This is a genomic window from Pseudomonas sp. SED1 (assembly GCF_034044025.1).
Taxonomy (GTDB): domain Bacteria; phylum Pseudomonadota; class Gammaproteobacteria; order Pseudomonadales; family Pseudomonadaceae; genus Aquipseudomonas.
In genome coordinates this window covers 1-21501 of the sequence record NZ_JAXCIS010000059.1, presented here as the reverse complement: position 1 = coordinate 21501, position 21501 = coordinate 1, and the positions used below count along the sequence as shown (strand labels likewise).

Here is a 21501-nt window from a genome sequence, read left to right as displayed (position 1 = left end):
TGAAGGAAAACTGCTGCACCATGAGCGCATCATCGTTGTGGGTTTTGGCAGCGCCAAGTGTACTAATATTGCATCTATAAGACCATAATAATAACGAATATCAATCTAAAAGGAGGCTACATGACCAACGGACTAACAGCACTTAACGGACAAACCTTTGCCGTAGGCCTTTCATTTGCTGGCGAACAGCGCGCCTATGTTCAGGACGTTGCGCTTAGTTTGAGAGAGAAGGGTGTAACGGTCTTTTATGATGGGTTCCACGAGGTAGATCTTTGGGGATGCGACCTCGTAGACACCCTGAATGAACTATATTCCGAGAGCATGAATTTGGTTGTGGTTTTTATTTCGAAAGATTACGTCGCCAAGGACTTCACAAATGTTGAACGGCGTGCGGCGCTCTCAAAGGCTATCACTTCACGTCAGAAGTACGTCATGCCGGTGCGCTTTGATGATACCAAGATACCTGGTATACCGAACACCTTTGGTTATCTAAGTGCATCGGAGAACTCTCCAGAGCAATTGGCTGTCAAGATCTGCAAGGCACTCGGGATCAGTGAGCGGGTTAAGGCGAATGAAATCTCACCACCATACTCAAAAAGCGCCCAAGGAACGATCACCTTCAATCATACAGATCATGACGGTAGATTTTTGATTGGTGAGGATGAGTGGCAATTCGAGATTGCAACTTCAGGTGCAAGCAACGACGGCATATATATTTACAACGATCCACCAAGCATCAACGGGGTAGCTATAGCTGAAGGCTACTTGGCGATTGCTGAAGTCCAGGATGCAAAGGCTCTCAATTATACATCCCGTACAAGGCGCCCTAAGGAGGGGCAGGTCGCCGTCTTACTTAACAATCAGGGATTCTATGCGGCTCTGAAAATTGTAGATGTCAAGGCTCTGGATTTTAAAGATGACATTGACTCTATAACCATCGAATACGTCATTCTGCGCAGAGGTGGCTGCGATTTTTCTGTGGAGTTAATCGCCTGACCTATGCGGCCAATTGGGTCGACCTTATGGTTACAGAGTTATAGTAAATCGACCGTTAATGCCCCAGCCCTGCCATCGCGGGGCTGCGTACATAGAGTGGTACGCGGTTTGCGTACCAGAATTCAAGGAGAGATAAATGAAGTACAGCATCGACTATCAGCAACTGCACAAGGGCCACCAGCGACCTTCTGACGATGGAGATGTCGTCGGTGTGGAATTTGAAAGCGAGTCGGGATTCGCTCTCATACCCAATGTCGGGGATGTCGTGTATGTCCCAGCGATGGAGGGGCACGTTAGTGTGCAAGGTCTGGTGAAGACGCGCCTCTTTAGTTACACCCGCGTCGGTGCAGAACTCTACTGTGGCATCAATATCGTGGTTGAAGAACGCGACGACATTAACTGGGCCGCTCTAATTAAAGAGTAATTATGGGTAGGCCCGCTCGCGGGCCTGTTTTGTTGCAGGAAAAAACGCCCGCAGTACCCAAAGCCCCTGCCAAAAACTGGGGCCGAGGACGTAGAGAAGCGCGGTGCGCGCGCTTGCAAAAGGAGAACACAATGCAACCGAAAATGGATAACTACTCAGAACACTACGGTGCGGAGCTGCTGTGCCCTTGCTGCGGCGGAAATTATTTACACCACGCGAAGGTTGAAGTTTTTGAGCGTGGCGAAGATGCGAAAGTTGGCACACACGTAACCTTCGAAAATGGTGCGGCCAAATTAGATGGGGACATCAGCGGAAACCCTAGCCGCCGCCGAGGTGGAATTTCCATTCACTTCACTTGCGAGCATTGCCCGGCAGAGCCTGTCCTATACATATCCCAGCATAAGGGATGCACATTATTGGACTTAAAGTAGGCCTTCTGTAATCGATCCATGCCCCGGCTCGCCGGGGCTTCAAGGAAAAAGATTGGTGAAAGTCTCATCTGAAAATGATCAGCACCCTTTATTGCTTGCTGCAATGATGCAGCTGGTCGCTAATTATCCTGCTGTTGTGTGGATTGTTGGCGATACGTGGGTGCGTTGCGAAAACTGTGAGTACACAATTGACGCTGACGAATCTGTAACGCGTGAACAGGTTCGACAACTTCTGATAAACGCAGACTGGAACGCTGAGCAGTGGCTAGGCGACTGACGAAGGAAAAGCCCGTTCGCTTAACGCAGGGCGGCGAGGCTGCCCGTAGCGTATCGCGTCCTGCTGGTTGCTACTGAGACGCAAAAAATACGCGTAGCGATGCAGAGTATCGTCGATAACTACAGTGATGGACTCAGTGAGCTGACTCACGAAGCCTGCCATCTTCATCCGACTCCATTGGCTGCCGAAATCCAGTGCTTGGAGCGCTCGATCATCGATAATTTCGAGACGATTGAAGCGCTGGATGATAGTGCCCAAGATCTATTGATTAAGTTAAGTCGGCTCAAGGAATGTTGAGTTGAAGGAAAACCGTGCCGCTACCCGTAGCTGCATCGGTAAAGCGTTCAATGCCAAATCATGCGTGCCGGGGACAGTCGTTGAACGCTTCACATATGTAGCCACTTCAAATACGAGGTCACCATGAGTTCAGATTCCAGAAAAAGAATTGAGCCAGGCAAAACATACCGGCGGCAAGCTGGACCGTACGATGTGATCACCAACACGCCCAGGTACAGTTTTGAGGTCATCGCGGCTGATGACGATGCCCGTAGCCGCGTGAGCGATAATTCACAAATCATGGGTGTGACCGGTCGGCATTTCTTTGTGTGGGATATCACCAATAACGCTCACACTCCGGTGTTCGTTACTCTGACCAAAGATGGCGAACCGTTTGATCCTGCTTGTTGAATACACACCGTGTTACGCGTAACGGCGGGCCGTTCTGGAAAGCGCGGCGTATCTGCCGCCCAGGTATACAACAAGCCCAGCCCTTGCGCTGGGCCGAGGCGGTAGAAGGGCGCGACTACACGTCCGTTAACAAGGAACTCTATGATGTCTCTGATCCAAACTGATCAAGACAGCCCCAAGATCATCGAGCGAGCCCGTCAGTCCATCGCCAAGATGGCCGACGACGTGCGCCGCTACCGACATGATCCTGGTCTTTGGTCTTCCTCGGCATGGAAGGTCACTGGCTATCTGACAGCTTTGGTTGAAAATTATCTGATCGGATCTGCGATGACAGTGCAACTGACTCAGGAAAAGGACAAAGCCCTAAGCGATGCACTCTGAATCGCCCCTGACTTCATAGACGAGCTCAATTGCCTGACTTTTGCCAATTAGCCAGTTCTGAATGACGGAAGCGGGTCGGAAGTCGCCTGACCCGACCGGCGGCTTTTGGCCGACTCTTGCCCGTCGCGACCGGCAAAGAACGGCCAATTTCTGCCCATCGCAATCGTCAGCTTTGGGTTGCTCACTGCCGGTCACCTTCTCTACGAGTATCGGTCAAGTCGGATGCAAAAGATGGTCAGCATCAATGCCATTGATTAGCCGGTAGGAATGCAAACCACGAATCAAAACCTGTCGAAATTCAGGACGTCTTTTTCAATACCTAAACCACCCAATTAAAGTCCGTTTCGGACGGACACAGTGATCACGAGGAACGAACTACTGCACTGATCGGTAGGCGGGACGGACGCAACTACCGTGCTCATGGGGATCCAAAGAGTTCGTATAAAATCCGGGCTTAATAAGGGTAACCTTAGGGATAAAGACTTTAGAATTCACCACAATTTCCATTTAAAACAGATACTTAATCTTCTATTCGAGTCCAGGTCGTGGAGCCAGATAGTGAAAAAGCCTGCAGAGATGCAGGCTTTTTTTTGCCTGGGATTTGACCTGGCAAAACCTGGTGAGGGGTGATCTTGATCTGCACTCCGCCTGCAGGGGGCCACGCTCTTCACTTTGCTCAAGCGCGGCCTGTAGCGTCGATCAGGCTTTGCCGGAACCCAGCGGTGTGTTGAGGGTGAATGCGCCCGTCAGCTTTGGCGTGCAGCACCTGGCGCCGCTGTGGGGCGAGTTCATGAAGGCCTACCCCAATGTCGAGCTGGATATCAGCTTGAACGACCGGTTGGTGGACCTGGTGGAGGAGGGCTTCGATGCGGCGGTGCGCATTGCGCGGATGGAAAATTGGTCTCTGGTAACGTGGTCTATCCCACGCGTAAACACCTGGCGAGCAAGGTTCGGGTGCTGATCAATTTTCTGGCTGAGCGATTCAGTCATCCCCTGTGGGAGCAGTAGACACCTTCCGATCAGGGACGGCGCGACACGAACAAGTTCACGCCAATACATACGAGCAGAGCCAGCGCAGAGAGCAACATTGCGTTCGACATTCCCCGGGAGAATGCGGCCGCGTCAGCACCGGCGATCATCGCTCCCGAGACGGCGACGCCTATCACGCCGCCCAGTTGTCTGGCGGAGGCCATCAACCCCGACGCGATACCCGCATCATGCTGGGTGACCGACGAGAGCATGGCGTTGGTAATCGACGGCACCGACATGGCGCTGCCAATACCGACCAGCATGAGCGCGCCATTGAGCAACCACAAAGAGGCGTGTGACGTGGTTTGCGACAGCGTGACGAACCCGATGATTTGCACCGTGAAACCCGTGGTGATGATGCGGGTGGCGCTGAACCGTTTGGCGAAGCGCGATGAAAGCAGGGTTGAAAGCGTCAGCACCGCCGTCAGCGGAATAAACGACAAACCGGTTTTGAACGCGTCGTAATGCAGGAACGTTTGGAAGTAAATGCTGAAGACGAACACGGTGCCGTAAAAGGTCAGGTTGATCGCCGCGCCGGCCAGCGCCATGCTGCCCAGCACTTTGTTCGTGGCCAGGCGTGCCGGCAGCATGGGGTGCGCGACCCGCCGCTCAATCCAGATAAAGGCCACCGCGCAGATCAGCGCCAACAGCATTGCGCCGAGTGTTGCGCCGACCCAGCCTTGTGCGCTGGATTCGGTTAAACCGTAGGTCAGCGCTGCCAGGCAAATGGCGATGGTGATTTGCCCGGGAATATCGATGTGCTTGTCCACCCGAGGGGAGGCGGGCGCGTATTTCAGAATCAGCAGGATCGCCAGCAGGCCGATCGGAATGTTGAGCAGAAACACACTTCGCCAGCCAAAGTATTCGATCATCAGCCCGCCGATCACCGGGCCGGCTGCTAATGCGATGCCCCCGCAGGCGCCCCACAGTGCGACCGCGGAGCGGCGTTTGTCCGGATCGTCAAACGACACGCGAATCAGCGTCAGTGAGGTGGGGATCAGCAAGGCGGCACCGATGCCCTGGATGATGCGCATCGTGATCAGCATGGGCATGCTGTTAGCCAGGCCACAGCCGACGGAGGCGAGGGTGAAGATGGCGAAACCCATCGCGAAGACGGATTTTGCCCCCCATTTATCGCCCCATGCACCGCCCAGGATCAGCAGGGCAGAAAACGGCAGCGCATAGCTGTTGATGACCCACTGCAGGCCCGTGAGGTCACTATTGAATGCCTCTTTGAGCGCACCGAGGCCGACGTTCACAACACTGACGTCCAGTTGCACAACAAGAAAACCGAGGCACGCCGCGGTCAGGATGGCTCGTAACGAGGAAGAGGGGTGGGTCATAGCGGCTGTGATTCACCTCGATCGCCAGTGATAGCCTGGCTATCACTGGCGCAATTCACTTAAACGAACTGCAGAACGTCGTTGACGGCTTTGCGTGGTTTTTGTGGCCAGTTGGTCGCGCCTGGGTAGCCAACGGTGACCATCATGACGGGGATCTCCGCGTCCGACAGGCCGAACTCCTTAGCCACAGCAGGTTGGTCGAATCCAATCATCGGGGTTGAAATCAGCCCTTGGCCTTTGGCGGCCAGCATCAGCGTCATCGCGGCCAGGGAGCCGGAGCGGATGGCTTCGTCGCGCTGTAACTGCGGGTTCTCCCCGTACATGCCCTGGGCCGCACCGACCCACATGTCGTAGATCGACTGGTCGATGATGCCGGCATCCACCGACGGCTTCAGCGCAGCCGGCAACGTTTCGTGTGGGTTGAGGGTGCCGCAGACAATAAACGTCACGGCCGCGTCCACCACCTTCTGTTGGCCAAATGCCAATGGCAGCAGTCGCGCCTTGGCTGCGCTGCTGCGAACCGCCACGAACCGCCAGTTTTGCAGGTTAAAGGCGGAAGGGGCGTGTGTAGCCAGGTTGACCAGCTCGGCGATCTGATCGTCGGTCAATTGACGTTCAGTGTCGTAGCTGTTGGCGGAAATTCGGGACTTGATAACTTCGGCAATACCGGACATGGCGATCTCTGTACGTTAAGGGGCAAGCGTCTTCGTTCACATCAACGGCTGAAGCCGTCGAACGGGGTCATGTACACCGCGCCGAACGGGTCCAGGCGCTTGCGGATTTCAGCATCCGGCGTGCCGTACACCACCAGGCTGGTGATGGTGCACAGTTCCAGGAACCGCTGGCCGAACGGTGCAAACGTGGTGTCGACGTGGCTGACCACGGCATCCGCGTTGTAGCGCTCAAGGATATGAACGGTGCTGGTGTCTTCGTTGGCGCTGTATTCGTAAACCAGCGTGCCTGGCTCTGCACGGGTGGCCGTGACGATTGAGGCGATCAACGTCTTGAACTCGGCGAATTCCGCGGGTTTTACCGCGAGGGTAAACAGGCAGGAGATGTAGGGGTGCATGATGAGTGTCCGTCAGAGGCGCCAGGCGGCGCCTGTTGAGTAGGAGGGGGTCAAGACTTGTCTGGGGCATCCCCGAACAGCTTGCCGGCGCCAGCCCAATCGGACGCTGCGACGTCTTCGAAAATGACGTAGATGTAATTGGCGTCAGTGCCGGTGTGCTTGACGATGCTTTCGGTGATATCGGCGGCGACGGCGGCTTTTTGCGCGTGTTCTTTACCTTCGAACCAGCTCACTCGTACGACGGGCATAAGGCATTCCTCTTGGGACATTGATCGGGGCGCAGTGCGTGGTGTGCACTGTTGTTTGACTGGAATCCATCGTACTGGCGAACAAGCTGGCGATAAACGGCCTCCAGCTATAATCTGGGTAGACTAAAACTCTACAATCAGCGAGCCCGACATGGTCCCCATTGATTCCTTCCAGGGCGTTATCACCTTTGTGGTTGCCGCTCGCTCGTCCAGCTTCACCCAGGCTGCCGAGCGGTTGGGGCTGTCGAAATCTGCTGTGGGCAAAGCCATCGCCCGATTGGAGGAGCGCCTGGGGGTGCAACTGTTTCATCGCACCACCCGACGGATTTCATTGACCGCCGATGGCGAAGCCTATTTCGCGGCGTGCTCTACGGCGCTCGAAGAAATCGGCGCCGCCGAAAGTGGCCTGGGCCCCGGTGGTGGTGAGCCTTCAGGGCGATTGCGCGTCGATATTCCGGTGGCTTTCGGGCGTCGCGTCGTTGCGCCCTTGCTCTTCGAGATCGCCAACAAGTACCCGGCGTTGCAATTGAGCCTGACATTTTCCGATCACCTGGTGGACCCCTTCGAGGAGGGGATCGACTTGTTGGTGCGTTTCGGCGAATTGCAGGACACCAGCGGTCTGGTCGCGCGGCGGTTGATGCGCCAGCGCTGGGCCATTTGTGCCGCACCTGGCTACCTGACACGTTTTGGCGTGCCACATACCCTCGAAGACCTTAATCACCACCGCTGCATTGTCGGGCATCGACGCGGCCAGCCGTTGGCGTGGCGAGTCATGCAGGCAGGGCAGACGGTGCGCTACGCGCCACCCTCTACCCATCAGATTGGTGATGGCGAAGTCATGATTCTTGCGGCGGTTGCGGGCGCCGGCTTATGCCAGATGCCGCGTAGCCTGTTCCAGGACGATATCGAAGCGGGCCGGTTGGTAGAGGTGCTGCACACCTATGAACCGGAAGCGGTGGATGTGCATGCCGTTTGGCCGAAGGTGTCGCACCTGCGGCCGAAGGTGAGGTATGTGGTGGATGAACTGGTCAAGCTGTGCGCGCATTGGCAGTGATGGGCTAATCGCTGAACAGCTCAAACATCAGTTGTCGGAACCATTTATTGGCCGGGTCGCGATTGTATTTGCCGTGCCAGAACAGGTTGATCGCAATCTCGGGCAAGGGCAGGGGCAAGGGTAGGCTCGTCAGGCCAAAAGGGCCGGCGCAACTGTTGGCGAAACGCTCGGGGACGGTGGCGATCAGGTCAGTGTTCTGCAGGATATGACCCACCGCAACAAAGTGCGGCACCTCTAACCGAATCTCACGTTGCAGGCCTGCGCGCTGCATGTGTGTGTCGATTTCGCCGTGGCCGGTGCTGGCGGCCACAATCCTCACATGTCCGAACTCACAGAATCGTTCCCGGGTCATCGGCAGTTCAGTCAGCGGGTGGTTTTTTCGGCACAGGCACACATAGCGGTGATGAAACAGGCGGCGCTGGTAGAAGCCTGCCTGCAGGTCCGGCAGGAGCCCGACCGCCAGATCCACCTCACCATTGGCCATGCTTTCGGAGAGCTCGGCATTGCTGCGCAGGGTACTCACCGAAACGCCCGGAGCTTGCTTCAGCAGCGCCTCGATCAAGCGCGGCACAAAGTAAATTTCGCCGATGTCAGTCATCGCCACCACGAACCTTTTCTGGCTGGTGGCCGGGTCGAATTCATCGTGGCGGTTGATCGCGCCGTGCAACAGGCCGATTGCCTGGGAGACGGGTTCCGCCAGTTGCGCGGCATAGGGTGTGGGCTGCATGCCCTTGGGTGTCCGTACAAACAGTTCATCGTTGAACGTGGTCCGCAGCCGCTTCAGCGCGTTACTGACAGCGGGTTGAGTAAGCCCGAGGCTCTCGGCTGCTGCTGACACGCTTCGGTCCAGCAGTATCTGGTTGAAGATCACCAAAAGGTTGAGGTCCAGCTCGCGCAGATTCATCTCGGCTTGTCGCTCTGTGGAATTCAGAAGGGTTATGCGTATTCAGGATGGTGATAGTTTGTATGGCTGTGAGGGCATTTATCAATGCTTTGTGAATAGTCATGATCGGTCAATTCCAAAAACAAACATAAGGTTTACCCATGACTAGCCCTCAATCTGTCTTGCAGGTGGGCATTGTCGGCGGCGGCATCGCTGGCGTGGCCCTGGCACTCGATCTGTGCCGTCACAAGCATCTGGAAGTGACATTATTCGAAGCAGCTCCCGCCTTTGGTGAGGTGGGTGCCGGCGTGTCGTTTGGTGCGAACGCTGTTCGCGCCATCGAAGGACTGGGCATTGGCAAACCCTACGAACGGATCGCTGACCGAACCCCGCAGCCGTGGCAAGACATCTGGTTTGAATGGCGTCGCGGCGCAGACGCCGGCTATCTCGGTGCCAGCGTCGCCGACGGCGTGGGCCAGTCCTCCGTGCACCGTGCAGATTTCCTTGATGCCTTGGCCAAACAACTGCCGGACGGCGTCGCGCGCTTCGACAAACGTGCGGTCAGCGCACAAGAGACGGGCGACAGGGTCAGCGTCCAGTTCACCGACGGCACGGACTATGAGTGCGACCTGTTGATCGCCGCAGACGGTATCAAGTCCAATCTTCGCGACTATGTACTTCAAGGCCTGGGCCAGCCTTTGGTCGCACCGCGATTCAGCGGCACCTGCGCCTACCGCGGCATGATCGACAGCGAACAACTACGCGCCGCCTATCGCGTGGCTGGTGTCGACGAGCACCTGATTAACGTCCCGCAAATGTACCTGGGCCTGGACGCCCACATCCTCACATTCCCCGTCAAGCAAGGCCGGCTGATCAACGTGGTGGCGTTTGTTTCTGACCGCAGCGACCCGAACCCGGTATGGCCACCAGGCACACCCTGGGTGAAAAGCACCAGCCAGGCCCAGATGCTGGAGGCGTTCGCCGAATGGGGCGATGCCGTACGCGTTCTGCTCGAATGCATTCCCGAGCCGACCCTGTGGGCCCTTCATGAACTCGACGAGCTTGCAGGTTATGCCCATGGCCGGGTCGGACTGATCGGTGACGCTGCTCACGCCATGCTCCCACACCAAGGTGCCGGGGCAGGGCAAGGGCTGGAAGATGCCTGGCTGCTCGCCCGCCTGCTGGGAGACCCACGAGTGTTGGAGAGTAACGCCCAAGACGTACTCCAGGCGTATGACGCGATCCGGCGACCACGCGCCTGCCGCGTGCAGCGCACCTCCTGGGAGGCTGGCGAGCTCTATGAGTTTCGGGACCTTCAGGTCGAGGATCGAGAAGCCCTCCTGTCCACCACTCTGGCTAGTCGATTCGACTGGTTATGGAACCACGACATGCAGTCGGACCTTGCAGATGCACACACTCGGCTCGGGTGGGGCTGAAGCCGTTTGATCGCGTATATCAGTTGGCAGCGCCTTTACGGGTCACAGGCTCGGCAGCAGGATTGATGGAGACCGGCTCGCGACGCGGCAAACGGCCGTTGAGTACGGCGTACGCCACCAGCCCCATCAGCAGCCCCCAGAATGCTCCACCGATGCCGAACAACGTGATGTTGGCGGCGGCAGCCAAAAAGGTAATCAGCGAGGCTTCGCGGGATTTGGCGTCGGCCATGGCACTGGCCAGGCTGCCGCCGATGGTGCCGAGCAGGGCGAGCCCGGCCAGCGTCGTGATGAAGGCTGCCGGGAAGGCCATGAACACCGCCGCGAGGGTCACACCGAAGATCCCTACGAGGATGTAGAAGACGCCCGCGGCCATGCCGGCGATCCAGCGTTTGGAGGGTTCTTCATGGGCCTCCTTGCCGGTGCAGATGGCTGCTGTAATCGCCGCGATGTTGAACGCGTGAGAACCAAAGGGCGCCATGAGCAAGGAACCCAACCCGGTGAGGGTCACGATCGGATTGGCACTGGTGCTGAACCCATCGTTGCGCAGTACCAGCATGCCAGGCATGTACTGGCCGGTCAGGGTGATCAGAAACAGCGGCAGCGCGACACTGAGCAAAGCATTGAGCGAGAACTCAGGCTGGGTGAACACGGGTGCCGCGAGTTGCAGCCCCAGCCCCGACAAATCCAGGCGTCCCTGAATCAGCAGGAAGGCCAACCCCACTGCCAGAATGCCCACCACCGCGTAGCGCGCGGTAAAACGTTTGAGCAGGATGTAGGCACCAATCAGCAACCCGACCAGCATCGGGTCAATGCTCATGCCGCCAAAAGCCCCGATGCCAAACTGCAGCAGGATGCCGGCCAGCAGCCCTGCGGCCACACCCGACGGGATCAGTCGGATGACTTTTTCGAAGTAGCCGGACAAGCCCAATAGCACGAAGGCAGCGGCCGAGATCATGTACGCGCCCACCGCCTCGGCATAGGGCGTGGTGGCCAGGGCGACGACCAGGAATGCCGCGGCGGGTGTCGACCACGCAGTGATGATCGGCTCGCGAGAAACCCAACTGAGGACCAGCCCGGTAACGCCCACGCCAATCGACACGGACCACACCCACGAAGCTGTCAACTCAGGGCTCAGCCCAGCGACCTTGGCTGCCTGGAAGACCAGAATGAAGGTGCCGCCATAGTTGACGATGACCGAGATCAGACCGGCGACAATCGGATGAAGGAGATCGCCGAGGCGAATAGATGACTTGGTTGTTGAAGAAGGCATGGCTTTAATTTTGCTCCTTGCAAAGAGAGGTACTTGGCCTCGACTGGAAAGTGATTTATAACGCTGAACTGGCCTGTTTAGCCCCTACACTTTTGCGTACGCAACCAGACCACTTTTCTTTGCAGGCCAACTTATTTATCTAGGGCAGACCGCATGGCAAAAACCTTCGAGCTCGAAACGCTGAAGATGCGGCTCACCGACCCCGAGTTTCAGTTGCTGGATCTGCACCAGCGGATTCAGCGCGCCCTGCGTGCACTGATCCTCGACGGAGCCCTTGACGCAGGCCTGAAGCTGCCGGCAACCCGGGTTCTGGCCAAGACGCTCGGCGTTGCCCGCGACACGGTCGAGAACGCCTACGTGCAATTGCAGCGTGATGGCTTCATCGTGCGGCGCGAGGGTTCGGGCAGCTATGTATCCGAGACGGTTGGCACCGAATTACGCGGGGCGGCGCGTCGGCGCATGAAGTCGCAAGACACCCAACGCAGCGAGGTGGCGCCAGGACCGGGTTTGAGCCGGCGCGGTCGGATGATTTTCGACAGTGGTGGAGTTACCGATCAACAGGTGATCAAGGCCTTTGCCACGGGCCTGCCGGAAACCCGCACCTTCCCCACCGATGTCTGGGAGCGCCTGCAACGCCAGGTCATGAAGGACCACCGCGGCAATGTCCTGCTGCACGGAGACCCGCAAGGCGCCGAGCCTCTGCGCAAGGCCATAGCCACCTACTTGAACCTCGAACGCGGGGCCACATGCTCCCCCGATCAGATTCTGGTGTTGAGCAGCACTCGCCAGGCCCTGTTCCTGTGTGCGCAGTTGCTAGTGGACGCCGGCAAACCGATCCTGCTGGAAAACCCGGGCTACTACGGCGCCAGGAAGGCTTTTGAAACCGCCGAGACCAAGGTCGTGCCCATTGACGTCGATGCCCAGGGCATCCGCACGGACCTGCTGTACGCCGACCGTAGCGGCGCCAATTGCGTCTATGTCACGCCGTCTCATCAATACCCCACCGGCGCGACCTTGCCGCTGGAGCGTCGTCTTGAGCTGATCAACTGGGCAGCGGAGAAGGGCAAGTGGGTCATCGAAGATGACTACGACAGCGAGTTTCACTACGACGGGCAGCCTACTGCCTGCGTTCAGGGCCTGGACAAGTACCAGCGTACCCTCTACATCGGCACCTTCAGCAAGACCCTCTACCCTGGGTTGCGAATGGGCTACATGGTACTGCCCCACGAGTTGATCAACGCCTTCACCTACGCGCGCAGCATCATCGACGGCCACACGCCACAAATCCTGCAACTGACCCTGGCGCGTTTTATGGAGGACGGCCACTACAACGCCCATGTCCGGGCCATGCGCAAGCTGTATGCCGGGCGCCGTTCCATCATGCTCGATGCGATCGGCAAGCACCTGGACGGCATCGTTACCGCTTTGCGTCCTCCCGGCGGGCTACAAATTCCCTGCCTGCTGCACGATGGTTGGTCGGAGGAAAAGACCCTCCGCCAAGCTGCCAGCGCGGGCGTGCAACTGCCCGGCCTCAGTCGGCTGTACGCCGGCGAGGAGAAGAAACACGGTTGGCTATTGGGGTATTCGTCCTTGACCGCCTATGAAATCGAAGCAGCGATGCTGCGCCTGGCCAATGCGCTGAGTAAGTAATAGGCCTGCAAAGCCCCAGCTCTCTTGGCCCCCATAGCGAGTAAACATTTCAAAAAGGGCACCTGGGGCAACCTGCCGCTGGTGGATGTGAGTACCGGCGAGCTGACCGATATGTGTGAAATGCGGTTGTACGTAAAAACCTTGCTGGTCTCCCAACCGCTGGCCATTGTTGCTTGCTGAGCGTTCCGCTAGGACTGGTCGGGGTGGTTGGAGTACGTTTGCGTCATGCAGGTCGGTTCAAGTCTTGATGGCGCTCCACCTTATGCCCCGGCTTTGCCCAACTGAAAAAGACGTTCAAGATTTTCCCCCTACATGCTATCCATGGCTGTTTGTCGACAGGAGTCGAGCATGACCAAACTTCCCACCATCACCGCTGATCCTTTCCAATGGCTTGAAGACGTCGAAGGCGAGCAATCGATGCACTGGGTGCAAGCTCAGAACCTCAAGACCGAAGACCGACTCGCCCGCTCCGACAGCTTCCGGCAAATCAAAGCCGATGTGCTGGAGATGCTGGACTCGGACAGCAATATCCCCTACGTCGACAAGGTCGGTGCCCATTACTACAACTTCTGGATGGACGCCGCTCACCCGCGGGGCCTGTGGCGTCGCACCACGCTGGCGGAATACCGCAAGCCGCAGCCCGCCTGGGAAACGTTGCTGGACTTGGATGCGCTGAATGCAGCCGAAGGCGAAAACTGGGTATGGCACGGTGCTGACTATTTGCGCCCGGACTACCAGCGCTGCCTGCTGGCGTTGTCCCGCGGCGGCGCGGACGCGAGTGTCACCCGGGAGTTTGATCTGGCCACCAAAACTTGGGTCGAAGACGGCTTCCAGCTGCCCGAGTCCAAGGGTGGCCTGGGCTGGATCGACCGTGACAACGTCTATGTCTTCACCGATTTTGGCGAGGGCACGCTGACCCGCTCCGGTTACCCGCGCATCGTCAAACAGTGGCAGCGTGGTACGCCGATGAGTGCCGCCCGTATTGTCTACGAAGGCACGCTGGATGATATGTACATTGCGGCGATGCACGATGATACGCCGGGCTATGAGCGTGATTTCGTCAGCCGCACGCTGGCGTTCTACAACAACGAGCTATACCTGCGGGGCAGCGACAACCGGTTAAGCAAAATCGACGCGCCGAACTCGGCGGAAAAGTCGGTATACAAAGACTGGCTGCTGCTGGAACTGCGGGAGGACTGGACGCTTGATGAGGTGTTTGTGGCCGGTTCGTTGCTGGCGATCCGGTTCGATCGTTTCATGGCAGGGCAGCGGGATTTCGACGTGCTGTTCACCCCTACGGACAGTACCTCGCTGGCGGGTTTTTTCTGGACGCTGAATCACCTGGTGCTGAACGTACTCGATCACGTCAAGAACCGTCTCAGTGTGCTGACTCCCGGCGCGAACGGATGGCAGCACAGCCCGTTCACGGGGGCGCCGGGCATGGGGACAGTGGATGCCAGCGCAGTGGACAGCGACGACAGTGACGCCCTCTGGCTGGTGACCACCGACTATCTGACGCCGACCACCTTATCGCTGGCCGAGATCGGTCATCCGCCCGAGGTACTGAAAGCCCTGCCGGCATTTTTCGATTCCAGCCAGCATGTGATCGAGCAGCACTTCGCGGTCTCCAGGGATGGCACCCGTGTGCCGTATTTCCTGGTGCTCGGGAAAGACCTGCCGCGCAACGGCACCGCGCCGACCTTGCTCTATGGCTACGGCGGCTTTGAATACTCCCTGACCCCGTATTACTCCGGTAAGGCAGGCCGCGCCTGGCTCTCGAAGGGCGGGGTGTACGTGGTTGCCAACATTCGCGGTGGCGGTGAATACGGTCCTCGCTGGCACCAGGCGGCACTCAAGCAGAACCGTCCGCGCGCCTATGAAGATTTTGCCGCGGTGGCCCGCGACCTGATCGACCGTGGGATTACTTCGCCCCGACACCTGGGCGCGGAGGGTGGCAGCAACGGTGGCCTATTGGTCGGCAATATGCTGACCCAATACCCTGAACTGTTCGGTGCAATCGTCTCCCAGGTGCCCTTGCTCGACATGCAGCGTTACCACCTCTTGTTGGCCGGAGCGTCGTGGATGGGGGAGTACGGTAATCCGGACGAGCCTGAAGAGTGGGCGTACATCCAGACGTTTTCGCCGTACCACCTGTTCGATCCAGCGAAGGCCTACCCACCGGTGTTTTTCCTGACCTCGACCCGCGATGACCGCGTGCATCCGGCCCACGCTCGCAAGCTGGCGGCGAAGATGATCGAGGCCGGCAAGGACGTGACGTACTACGAAAACATCGAAGGTGGGCATGGCGGGGCGGCGGACAATGCACAGGCTGCGCACATGAGTGCGCTGGTCTACAGCTTTTTGTGGGAGAAGTTGAGCGTCAGCCGCGACTAACCGGCGCAGGCAGTTGCCAGGTTGGCGATCAACCATTCACTGAAGCACCGTGCCAGCGGGTTGTTTTCGCTGTCACGGTGGGTCAGCAAGGCCCAGTTGGGCCCACGAATGGTTGCCTCTACCAGCGGCTGCAATAGCCCGCTTTCCAGCGGCTGGCGACTCAATAACCGGCTGACCAGCGCAATCCCCAAGCCCGTACAGGCCGCATCCAGCAACAGCCCCGGGTCAGAGAAGTTCAGCCCCTGATCCTTCTGGCCCACATCAATCCCGGCCTCTACCGCCCAATGGCTCCAATCCATCTCCCGCTCGCCGTGGAGGGTGGTGCGTTGGTCCTTGGGCAGTGCCAACACGCGCGGATGGCACGCTGGGAAAAGGCGGTCGGCATGCAGCACCTTGAAGCTGCATTCGGCCTGGGAACTGATGTCGTCGCGCACGGCGAGGTCGATGGTCTGGCTGGCCATGTCCGGGACTTCGTCGGTGCTGAATATCCACAGGTCTACTTCAGGGTGCTGGCGGCGGAAATCTTCCAGGCGCGGCAACAGCCAGTGGCGGGCGAAGGTTGGCGTGGTGTTGAGCACCAGTTGATTGGGTTTGCGGTACTGCCCCAGGCGACGAACCCCCACGGCCAATTGCTGCAATAACGCCTGGGTGGTGCTGAGGAAATCGTGCCCGGCATCGGTCAGGCTGACGCTGCGCCCACTGCGGAAAAACAGCGGCTGTTCCAGGTACGCCTCAAGGCTGCGAATTTGCTGGCTGATTGCCGATTGGGTGAGGTGCAGTTCCTCGGCGGCCTTGTGGAAACTGCCCAACCGGGCGGCGGCTTCGAAGCCGCGAAGGGTGCCCAGGGGCGGCCAATGGTTAAGCATGCTGATAAGTTCCTCTAATCAGTTTTCCACAAAATCCATCGTTTGTTTGCCCGTTTTTACAGCCGTAGCATGCATGCCAAGACCTCGCAGACAGTTTTCATTGAACACAATGACTTAACTCAAAGGTATTTGTCATGCAGCAGAATGAAATTCAGGACAGTGGCTGGTGGATGCCGGCGGAGTGGGCCAGGCATGCGGCGACGTGGATGGTCTGGCCGCATAACCAGGCGCTTTGGGAGTCTGGCTGGGGCGTTACGTTGCCACTGGTGCAGGAAGACTTTGCCCGTGTTGCCAATACCATCGCGCGTTTTGAACCGGTGAAAATGATCGTTGACCCTTCGGCCGTCGCCGGCGCCCGGGCATTGTGCGGGCCGAACATTGACCTGATCGAGCTGGCAGTGAACGACAGCTGGTGTCGCGACTCCGGCCCGAGCTTTGTGTGCCACCCGCAACGGGGCCTCGCCGCTGTGAGCTGGCGCTTCAATGCGTGGGGCGGCAAGTCGGCCCATGACCTGGACGAAAGCCTGGCCCGCCGCGTGCTCAATCACATGGGTATGGAATGCTTCGGCACGCCATTGAGCAACGAAGGCGGCGCGATTCATGTGGACGGCGAGGGCACGTTGATTACCACCGAATCGGTGTTGCTCAATCCCAATCGTAACCCTGGGATGACCAAGGCCGAGATCGAGGCGATCTTCACGCGCTTGCTGGGCGTGAAAAAAACCATCTGGCTGCCAGGGGATCCCGACCATGTGACCGGCGACATGACCGACGGCCATGTGGATGGCGTGTGCGCCTTCGCCCGCCCGGGCGTGTTGCTGGTGGATGCCACCCACGACAAACACTCGGTGTACGCCGAGGTGGTTCGGGAAAATCGCCGTGCCCTGGAGTTGGCCACCGACGCCTGCGGCCGCCGCTTCGAGCTGATCGAACTGTATGAAGCCACCGACGCCGTAGACACCGAGGCCGAAGTGTTTTGTGCCTCTTACACCAACTTTTACATCGCCAATAACGCGATCATCATGCCGGCCTATGGCATTGACGCCGACCAAGTGGCCGCCGATGTATTGGCCCGGGCGTTTCCGGGGCGCGTGGTGGTGCCGGTACGGATCAATCACCTGGCCCACGGCGGCGGCGGGGTGCATTGCATCACCCAGCAGCAACCCGCCTGGCCGGTGAAGGGGTGATGTCATGTCCGTACTGACGATTGGTGTCACGCAAATGCCCTGCACCTGGGACCTGCCGAACAACCTGGATCTGGCCGAACAATTGGTGCGTGATGCGGCCAGCAAAGGCGCCCAAGTGATCCTGCTGCAGGAGCTGTTTGCCACGCCGTATTTTTGCATCGAGCAGCATCACAAACACCTGGCGCTGGCGCAGGAATACCGGCACAGCGCGGTGCTCAAACGCTTCGCCGCCCTGGCCCGGGAACTGGGCGTGGTGCTGCCCCTCAGTTGGTTCGAAAAGGCCGGCAATGCCTGTTTCAACTCACTGAGCGTGGCCGATGCGGATGGGCAGTTACTCGGGGTGTACCGCAAGACCCATATCCCCAACGCCATCGGTTATCAGGAGAAGGAATACTTCAGCCCCGGCGATACCGGATTTCGGGTATGGGACACGGCATTCGGGCGCATCGGCCTGGGCATCTGCTGGGATCAGTGGTTCCCCGAGACCGCGCGCTGCCTGGCGCTGATGGGCGCCGAAGTGTTGCTGTTTCCCACGGCCATCGGTTCTGAGCCGGGCTGCGCGGCCCTGGATTCCCGGGACCATTGGCAGATGACCATGCGTGGGCATGCGGCTGCCAACCTCGTGCCGGTAGTCGCCTCTAACCGTGTCGGCCGCGAGGTGGCGACTACCGACCCGACTTTGCAGATGGACTTCTACGGCTCGTCCTTCATCTGCAATCACAAGGGCAAGTTGCTCGCCGAAGCGGACCGCGACAGCACCGGTGTGCTGGTGCACCGCCTGGACCTGGCGGCGATGCGCGAGGACCGCCTGACCTGGGGCATCTACCGCGACCGTCGCCCGGAAATGTATGGCGGTTTGTTGAGTCTGGATGGTCACCACACCTACCGAGGGCTTTGAGATGAAGATCGCTTGCACGCTGTTGCTCTGCTGCCTGGCGCTGGCGCCGTCGCTGCACGCCGAAGAAAAGACCTTGAAGCTCTACAACTGGGCCGATTACTTCGCCGAGGACACGTTGTCGCGGTTTACCGCCGAAACCGGGATCCAGGTGATCTACGATGTGATGGACGGCAGCGAAACCCTGGAGGCCAAGCTGATGGCCGGCGGCAGCGGATATGACCTGATCTTCCCTGGCGACACCGTGGGCGAACGGCTCATGCGTGCTGGAAGCCTGCAACCGCTGGATCAGTCCAGGCTCACCGCCCTGAAGGATATCGAGCCCGGTTTGCAGAAGCTGCGTACGCACTACACCTACTCGAACACCGCCACCGTTCCTTACACCTGGGGCACCATCGGCCTGACCTACAACACCGAGCAAATCAAGCAGCGCCTGCCGGACGCGCCGGTCAACAGCCTCGACCTGTTGTTCAAGCCGGAGCTGGCCGCCAGGTTCGCCGACTGCGGGATTTCCCTGATCGACTCACCGGACGAAGTGCTGGCGGTAGCACTCAACTATTTGGGGCGTGACCCACGCAGTGCCAAGCCGGCAGACCTTGCTGCCGCCAGCGAGCTATTGCTCAAGCTGCGGCCCTACATTCGCAAATTCCAGTCGCAACCGGTGACCGACCTGGTGAACGGCAACCTGTGCCTGTCCCTCGGCTACAGCGGCGACATGACCCAGGCGCAACGGGCGGCGGATGCTGCCGGCAAAAAGGTTACGTTCGACTATCACATCCCCCGCGAAGGCACGACGGTGTGGATGGACACCATGGCGATCCCCGTCGATGCCCGGCATCCGGAGTACGCCTACGCGTTCATCAATTTCGTGATGCGCCCGGAGAACATGGCGGCGATCAGTAACTTCACCGGCTATCCCACCGCGAACGCCAAGGCGCGTCCTGATGTAGATCCGGCAATGCGCAACAACCCGCAGATCTATCCGGATGAAGCCACGTTCGAACGGTTGATCCCGGGTAAAGACATTCCCCAGGCGGACATGCGTGCGCGCATGCGGGTCTGGACCAAGTTTAAGACCGCTACCGTCAAATGATTCAACTTCCAGAGGCACTTATGGCAACACGTCGCGAATTCATCAAACAGGTATCGGTGTTAGCCGCCCTGGGCGCAGCCGCGTCCGTAGGGTTGGGCTCACGCTGGGCACAGGCCGCCAAAAAGGGGAGCTGGATCATGCCGGACGAAGGTGAAAAACATCAGCAAGCGTTCATCGCCTTTGGCGCGCAGGAGGCCATTCACGAAGACTTCACGCCGGATGTGCAAGAAGCCCTGGGCCGGATCGCCCGCGCCATCGCCCGTCACGAGCCGGTGACCGTGTTCTGCCGCGAGGATGAGCGGGCGCTGGCCGAAGAAAAATGCGGCACCCACAACACCACATTCGTGGTCACCGAGCTGGACGACATCTGGATGCGCGACACCGGCGCCAATTTTGTCGTCGATGGCCAGGGCGGGCTGGGCGCCGTGGATTTCAACTTCAACGGCTGGGGTAATAAACAACAGCACGCCGAGGATGCGCAGTTGGCCGCCCTAGTGGCTGGAGTCACCGAGGCCCAGCCGATTCGCAGCGAACTGGTGGGCGAGGGCGGCGCCATCGAGGTGGATGGCCACGGCACCGGGATCATGACCGAAAGCAGCTGGATCAATACCAACCGCAATCCGGGCTGGAGGAAGGCGGATGTCGAGGCCGAGCTGAAGACGCGCCTGGGCCTGCGCAAAATCATCTGGCTACCGGGCATCAAGGGCAAAGACATCACCGATGCCCACGTCGATTTTTATGCACGCTTCGTCAAACCAGGCGTGGTGATTGCCAACCTCGACACCGACCCCGGATCCTATGATCACAAGGTCACGCTGGCGCACCTCGACATCCTCAAGCAGGCCACCGATGCGGACGGACGGCCGCTGCAGGTGCACACCGTGTCGCCGCCGCTTAATCCACGCAAAAGCCGGTTCAGCCGGAACAATCCGGATTTCGCACCGGGTTATATCAACTACTTCGTCATCAATGGGGCGGTGATTGGACCCGAGTTCGGCGACAAGGTGGCCGACGCAAAAGCCCTAGCGCTACTGTCCAGGCTCTACCCGGAGCGCGAGGTGGTGCAGCTCAATATCGATGCAATCGCGGCGGGTGGTGGTGGGATTCATTGTGTGACCAGTCACCAGCCGATGGTTTAGGCGGGGGCGTCCAATGCCAGCTTCAGATGACGGTACGCCTCGACCAACTGGGCCTGGGTAAAGCCCAGGTTCCTGCCGCTGGGATTGGGCAGAACCCAAACAGCCGCATGCCCCAGGGTGTGCGGTTGAAGCCCCCAGGCAATCTGCTTCTGCCCGCTCAACGCGCTATAGGCTGCCTTTCCCAGAAACGCCACATACCGTGGCGCATAACGGGTGATCTTGCGTTCAAAACTCGCCGCCGCTGCCTTGAATTCATCCGCTGACAACTGATCCGCCCGGGCCGTAGGCCGCTCCACCACCGTGGTCAGCCCGCACTGGTACTGCAGAATCGTGCGGTCGTTTTCCGGCTGCACTTCATGGGGCGTAAACCCGGCCAGGTGTAGCGTGCGCCAGAACCGGTTGCTCCTGCCCATGAAGTGACGCCCGGTGGCGGCGGCCTTCAGTCCCGGGTTTATTCCGCAGAAAATCACGGCCAGGTCTTTGGTCAGAATGTCGTCGAGTGTTTCGTTCATGCTGAGTCTCAGGCAAGGGTCTTTCACGACGTTTGGAATAACACAGGGGGCGGTCTGGCGTATGGCGTTAGTCGGGATGGATACCCTGTGAACCTGTTCAGGCTATCTTTTACAGCGGCTAAATCGGCTTTCCTGCCGATTTACCCGCTCCACCGTGCCTACTTGCGGCCATCGTGGTTAACGGGGCCATCAGATCAAAATCAAAAGCAGATCAAGAGCAGAGCTGCTTTATGTGGG

Annotated in this window: 21 protein-coding genes and 2 pseudogenes; 15 read left to right on the top strand and 8 right to left on the bottom strand. The window is 58.8% G+C overall.

The genetic code is table 11. The features are described 5' to 3' along the window. Positions 1-120: 120 nt before the first annotated feature. The 6 genes and pseudogenes from SNL23_RS08690 to SNL23_RS08665 form a co-directional block, all read left to right on the top strand. Entirely contained in the window at positions 121-996 is an 876-nt protein-coding gene (locus SNL23_RS08690; protein WP_318302031.1) for a toll/interleukin-1 receptor domain-containing protein, read from the top strand. Between the two features lie 136 nt (positions 997-1132). Beyond that, positions 1133-1420, top strand: coding sequence for a hypothetical protein (locus SNL23_RS08685; RefSeq protein ID WP_318302030.1), 288 nt, complete (start codon positions 1133-1135; stop codon positions 1418-1420). Between the two features lie 486 nt (positions 1421-1906). After that, positions 1907-2128, top strand: a complete 222-nt coding sequence (locus tag SNL23_RS08680) for a hypothetical protein (protein WP_318302029.1) — start codon at positions 1907-1909, stop codon at positions 2126-2128. A 420-nt stretch (positions 2129-2548) separates the two neighbouring features. After that, the gene (locus SNL23_RS08675; RefSeq protein WP_318302028.1) at positions 2549-2815 is read left to right on the top strand and encodes a hypothetical protein; all 267 of its coding nucleotides are present in this window, start codon (positions 2549-2551) and stop codon (positions 2813-2815) included. Between the two features lie 144 nt (positions 2816-2959). Then, positions 2960-3196 (top strand): hypothetical protein, encoded by a 237-nt coding sequence (locus SNL23_RS08670; protein WP_318302027.1) that lies wholly within the window; start codon positions 2960-2962, stop codon positions 3194-3196. 703 nt (positions 3197-3899) lie between these two features. Then, positions 3900-4106, top strand: a pseudogene (locus tag SNL23_RS08665) (LysR substrate-binding domain-containing protein); the annotation flags it as partial. A gap of 109 nt (positions 4107-4215) precedes the next feature. Here the strand turns inward: SNL23_RS08665 and SNL23_RS08660 are convergent. The 4 genes from SNL23_RS08660 to SNL23_RS08645 are packed head-to-tail and all read right to left on the bottom strand — an operon-like array spanning position 4216 to position 6885. After that, complete coding sequence (locus SNL23_RS08660; protein ID WP_318302026.1) at positions 4216-5568, bottom strand: MFS transporter; 1353 nt, start codon at positions 5566-5568, stop codon at positions 4216-4218. A 59-nt stretch (positions 5569-5627) separates the two neighbouring features. After that, positions 5628-6242, bottom strand: coding sequence for a nitroreductase family protein (locus SNL23_RS08655; RefSeq protein WP_076014543.1), 615 nt, complete (start codon positions 6240-6242; stop codon positions 5628-5630). A gap of 41 nt (positions 6243-6283) precedes the next feature. Further along, a complete protein-coding gene (locus SNL23_RS08650) occupies positions 6284-6637 on the bottom strand; it encodes a putative quinol monooxygenase (RefSeq protein ID WP_167662500.1) in 354 nt (117 codons plus the stop codon). A gap of 50 nt (positions 6638-6687) precedes the next feature. Beyond that, entirely contained in the window at positions 6688-6885 is a 198-nt protein-coding gene (locus SNL23_RS08645; protein ID WP_058822715.1) for a tautomerase family protein, read from the bottom strand. A gap of 151 nt (positions 6886-7036) precedes the next feature. Between SNL23_RS08645 and SNL23_RS08640 the strand changes: the two genes are divergently transcribed. Then, positions 7037-7939 (top strand): LysR family transcriptional regulator, encoded by a 903-nt coding sequence (locus tag SNL23_RS08640; protein ID WP_167662499.1) that lies wholly within the window; start codon positions 7037-7039, stop codon positions 7937-7939. A gap of 4 nt (positions 7940-7943) precedes the next feature. Here SNL23_RS08640 and SNL23_RS08635 read toward each other — a convergent pair whose 3' ends face one another. Beyond that, positions 7944-8843 (bottom strand): LysR family transcriptional regulator, encoded by a 900-nt coding sequence (locus SNL23_RS08635; RefSeq protein ID WP_076014546.1) that lies wholly within the window; start codon positions 8841-8843, stop codon positions 7944-7946. A gap of 140 nt (positions 8844-8983) precedes the next feature. On the opposite strand from SNL23_RS08635, the gene salA reads away from it, so the two are divergent. After that, positions 8984-10258, top strand: coding sequence for a salicylate 1-monooxygenase (gene salA / locus SNL23_RS08630; protein WP_318302025.1), 1275 nt, complete (start codon positions 8984-8986; stop codon positions 10256-10258). Positions 10259-10277: 19 nt separating this feature from the next. On the opposite strand, the gene SNL23_RS08625 is transcribed toward salA, so the two are convergent. Beyond that, positions 10278-11528 carry a benzoate/H(+) symporter BenE family transporter gene (locus SNL23_RS08625; RefSeq protein ID WP_318302024.1) on the bottom strand — a complete coding sequence of 417 codons (1251 nt, stop codon included), beginning with the start codon at positions 11526-11528 and terminating at the stop codon, positions 10278-10280. Positions 11529-11681: 153 nt separating this feature from the next. On the opposite strand from SNL23_RS08625, the gene pdxR reads away from it, so the two are divergent. From pdxR to SNL23_RS08610, 3 genes and pseudogenes are all read left to right on the top strand, one after another. Further along, entirely contained in the window at positions 11682-13178 is a 1497-nt protein-coding gene (gene pdxR / locus SNL23_RS08620) for a MocR-like pyridoxine biosynthesis transcription factor PdxR (protein WP_318302023.1), read from the top strand. A 78-nt stretch (positions 13179-13256) separates the two neighbouring features. Next, a pseudogene (locus SNL23_RS08615) lies at positions 13257-13340 on the top strand (hypothetical protein); the annotation flags it as partial. Positions 13341-13526: 186 nt separating this feature from the next. Continuing rightward, positions 13527-15572, top strand: a complete 2046-nt coding sequence (locus SNL23_RS08610) for a prolyl oligopeptidase family serine peptidase (RefSeq protein WP_318302022.1) — start codon at positions 13527-13529, stop codon at positions 15570-15572. On the opposite strand, the gene SNL23_RS08605 is transcribed toward SNL23_RS08610, so the two are convergent. Continuing rightward, positions 15569-16438, bottom strand: a complete 870-nt coding sequence (locus SNL23_RS08605; protein ID WP_318302021.1) for a LysR substrate-binding domain-containing protein — start codon at positions 16436-16438, stop codon at positions 15569-15571. The genes SNL23_RS08610 and SNL23_RS08605 overlap by 4 nt on opposite strands. Before the next feature lie 134 nt (positions 16439-16572). Here SNL23_RS08605 and SNL23_RS08600 point away from each other — a divergent pair, with 134 nt between their 5' ends. The 4 genes from SNL23_RS08600 to SNL23_RS08585 are packed head-to-tail and all read left to right on the top strand — an operon-like array spanning position 16573 to position 20752. Continuing rightward, on the top strand, positions 16573-17625 hold the full coding sequence (locus tag SNL23_RS08600; RefSeq protein ID WP_318302020.1) for an agmatine deiminase family protein: 1053 nt from the start codon (positions 16573-16575) through the stop codon (positions 17623-17625). 4 nt (positions 17626-17629) lie between these two features. After that, positions 17630-18523 (top strand): N-carbamoylputrescine amidase, encoded by an 894-nt coding sequence (gene aguB / locus SNL23_RS08595; RefSeq protein WP_076014553.1) that lies wholly within the window; start codon positions 17630-17632, stop codon positions 18521-18523. Between the two features lies 1 nt (position 18524). Further along, positions 18525-19613, top strand: a complete 1089-nt coding sequence (locus SNL23_RS08590) for an extracellular solute-binding protein (RefSeq protein ID WP_076014554.1) — start codon at positions 18525-18527, stop codon at positions 19611-19613. A 20-nt stretch (positions 19614-19633) separates the two neighbouring features. Then, a complete protein-coding gene (locus tag SNL23_RS08585; protein WP_318302019.1) occupies positions 19634-20752 on the top strand; it encodes an agmatine deiminase family protein in 1119 nt (372 codons plus the stop codon). Here SNL23_RS08585 and mug read toward each other — a convergent pair. Then, positions 20749-21264: a G/U mismatch-specific DNA glycosylase gene (gene mug, locus SNL23_RS08580; RefSeq protein ID WP_167662493.1), complete on the bottom strand. Its 516-nt coding sequence runs from the start codon at positions 21262-21264 to the stop codon at positions 20749-20751. The two genes, SNL23_RS08585 and mug, sit on opposite strands and share 4 nt — an antisense overlap. Positions 21265-21501 lie beyond the last annotated feature (237 nt).

Coding starts and splice junctions, on each gene's coding strand:
- SNL23_RS08690 (WP_318302031.1), top strand. CDS start 121: ATGACCAACGGACTAACAGCACTTAACGGACAAACCTTTGCCGTAGGC.
- SNL23_RS08685 (WP_318302030.1), top strand. CDS start 1,133: ATGAAGTACAGCATCGACTATCAGCAACTGCACAAGGGCCACCAGCGA.
- SNL23_RS08675 (WP_318302028.1), top strand. CDS start 2,549: ATGAGTTCAGATTCCAGAAAAAGAATTGAGCCAGGCAAAACATACCGG.
- SNL23_RS08670 (WP_318302027.1), top strand. CDS start 2,960: ATGTCTCTGATCCAAACTGATCAAGACAGCCCCAAGATCATCGAGCGA.
- SNL23_RS08660 (WP_318302026.1), bottom strand. CDS start 5,568: ATGACCCACCCCTCTTCCTCGTTACGAGCCATCCTGACCGCGGCGTGC.
- SNL23_RS08655 (WP_076014543.1), bottom strand. CDS start 6,242: ATGTCCGGTATTGCCGAAGTTATCAAGTCCCGAATTTCCGCCAACAGC.
- SNL23_RS08650 (WP_167662500.1), bottom strand. CDS start 6,637: ATGCACCCCTACATCTCCTGCCTGTTTACCCTCGCGGTAAAACCCGCG.
- SNL23_RS08645 (WP_058822715.1), bottom strand. CDS start 6,885: ATGCCCGTCGTACGAGTGAGCTGGTTCGAAGGTAAAGAACACGCGCAA.
- SNL23_RS08640 (WP_167662499.1), top strand. CDS start 7,037: ATGGTCCCCATTGATTCCTTCCAGGGCGTTATCACCTTTGTGGTTGCC.
- SNL23_RS08635 (WP_076014546.1), bottom strand. CDS start 8,843: ATGAATCTGCGCGAGCTGGACCTCAACCTTTTGGTGATCTTCAACCAG.
- salA (WP_318302025.1), top strand. CDS start 8,984: ATGACTAGCCCTCAATCTGTCTTGCAGGTGGGCATTGTCGGCGGCGGC.
- SNL23_RS08625 (WP_318302024.1), bottom strand. CDS start 11,528: ATGCCTTCTTCAACAACCAAGTCATCTATTCGCCTCGGCGATCTCCTT.
- pdxR (WP_318302023.1), top strand. CDS start 11,682: ATGGCAAAAACCTTCGAGCTCGAAACGCTGAAGATGCGGCTCACCGAC.
- SNL23_RS08610 (WP_318302022.1), top strand. CDS start 13,527: ATGACCAAACTTCCCACCATCACCGCTGATCCTTTCCAATGGCTTGAA.
- SNL23_RS08605 (WP_318302021.1), bottom strand. CDS start 16,438: ATGCTTAACCATTGGCCGCCCCTGGGCACCCTTCGCGGCTTCGAAGCC.
- SNL23_RS08600 (WP_318302020.1), top strand. CDS start 16,573: ATGCAGCAGAATGAAATTCAGGACAGTGGCTGGTGGATGCCGGCGGAG.
- aguB (WP_076014553.1), top strand. CDS start 17,630: ATGTCCGTACTGACGATTGGTGTCACGCAAATGCCCTGCACCTGGGAC.
- SNL23_RS08590 (WP_076014554.1), top strand. CDS start 18,525: ATGAAGATCGCTTGCACGCTGTTGCTCTGCTGCCTGGCGCTGGCGCCG.
- SNL23_RS08585 (WP_318302019.1), top strand. CDS start 19,634: ATGGCAACACGTCGCGAATTCATCAAACAGGTATCGGTGTTAGCCGCC.
- mug (WP_167662493.1), bottom strand. CDS start 21,264: ATGAACGAAACACTCGACGACATTCTGACCAAAGACCTGGCCGTGATT.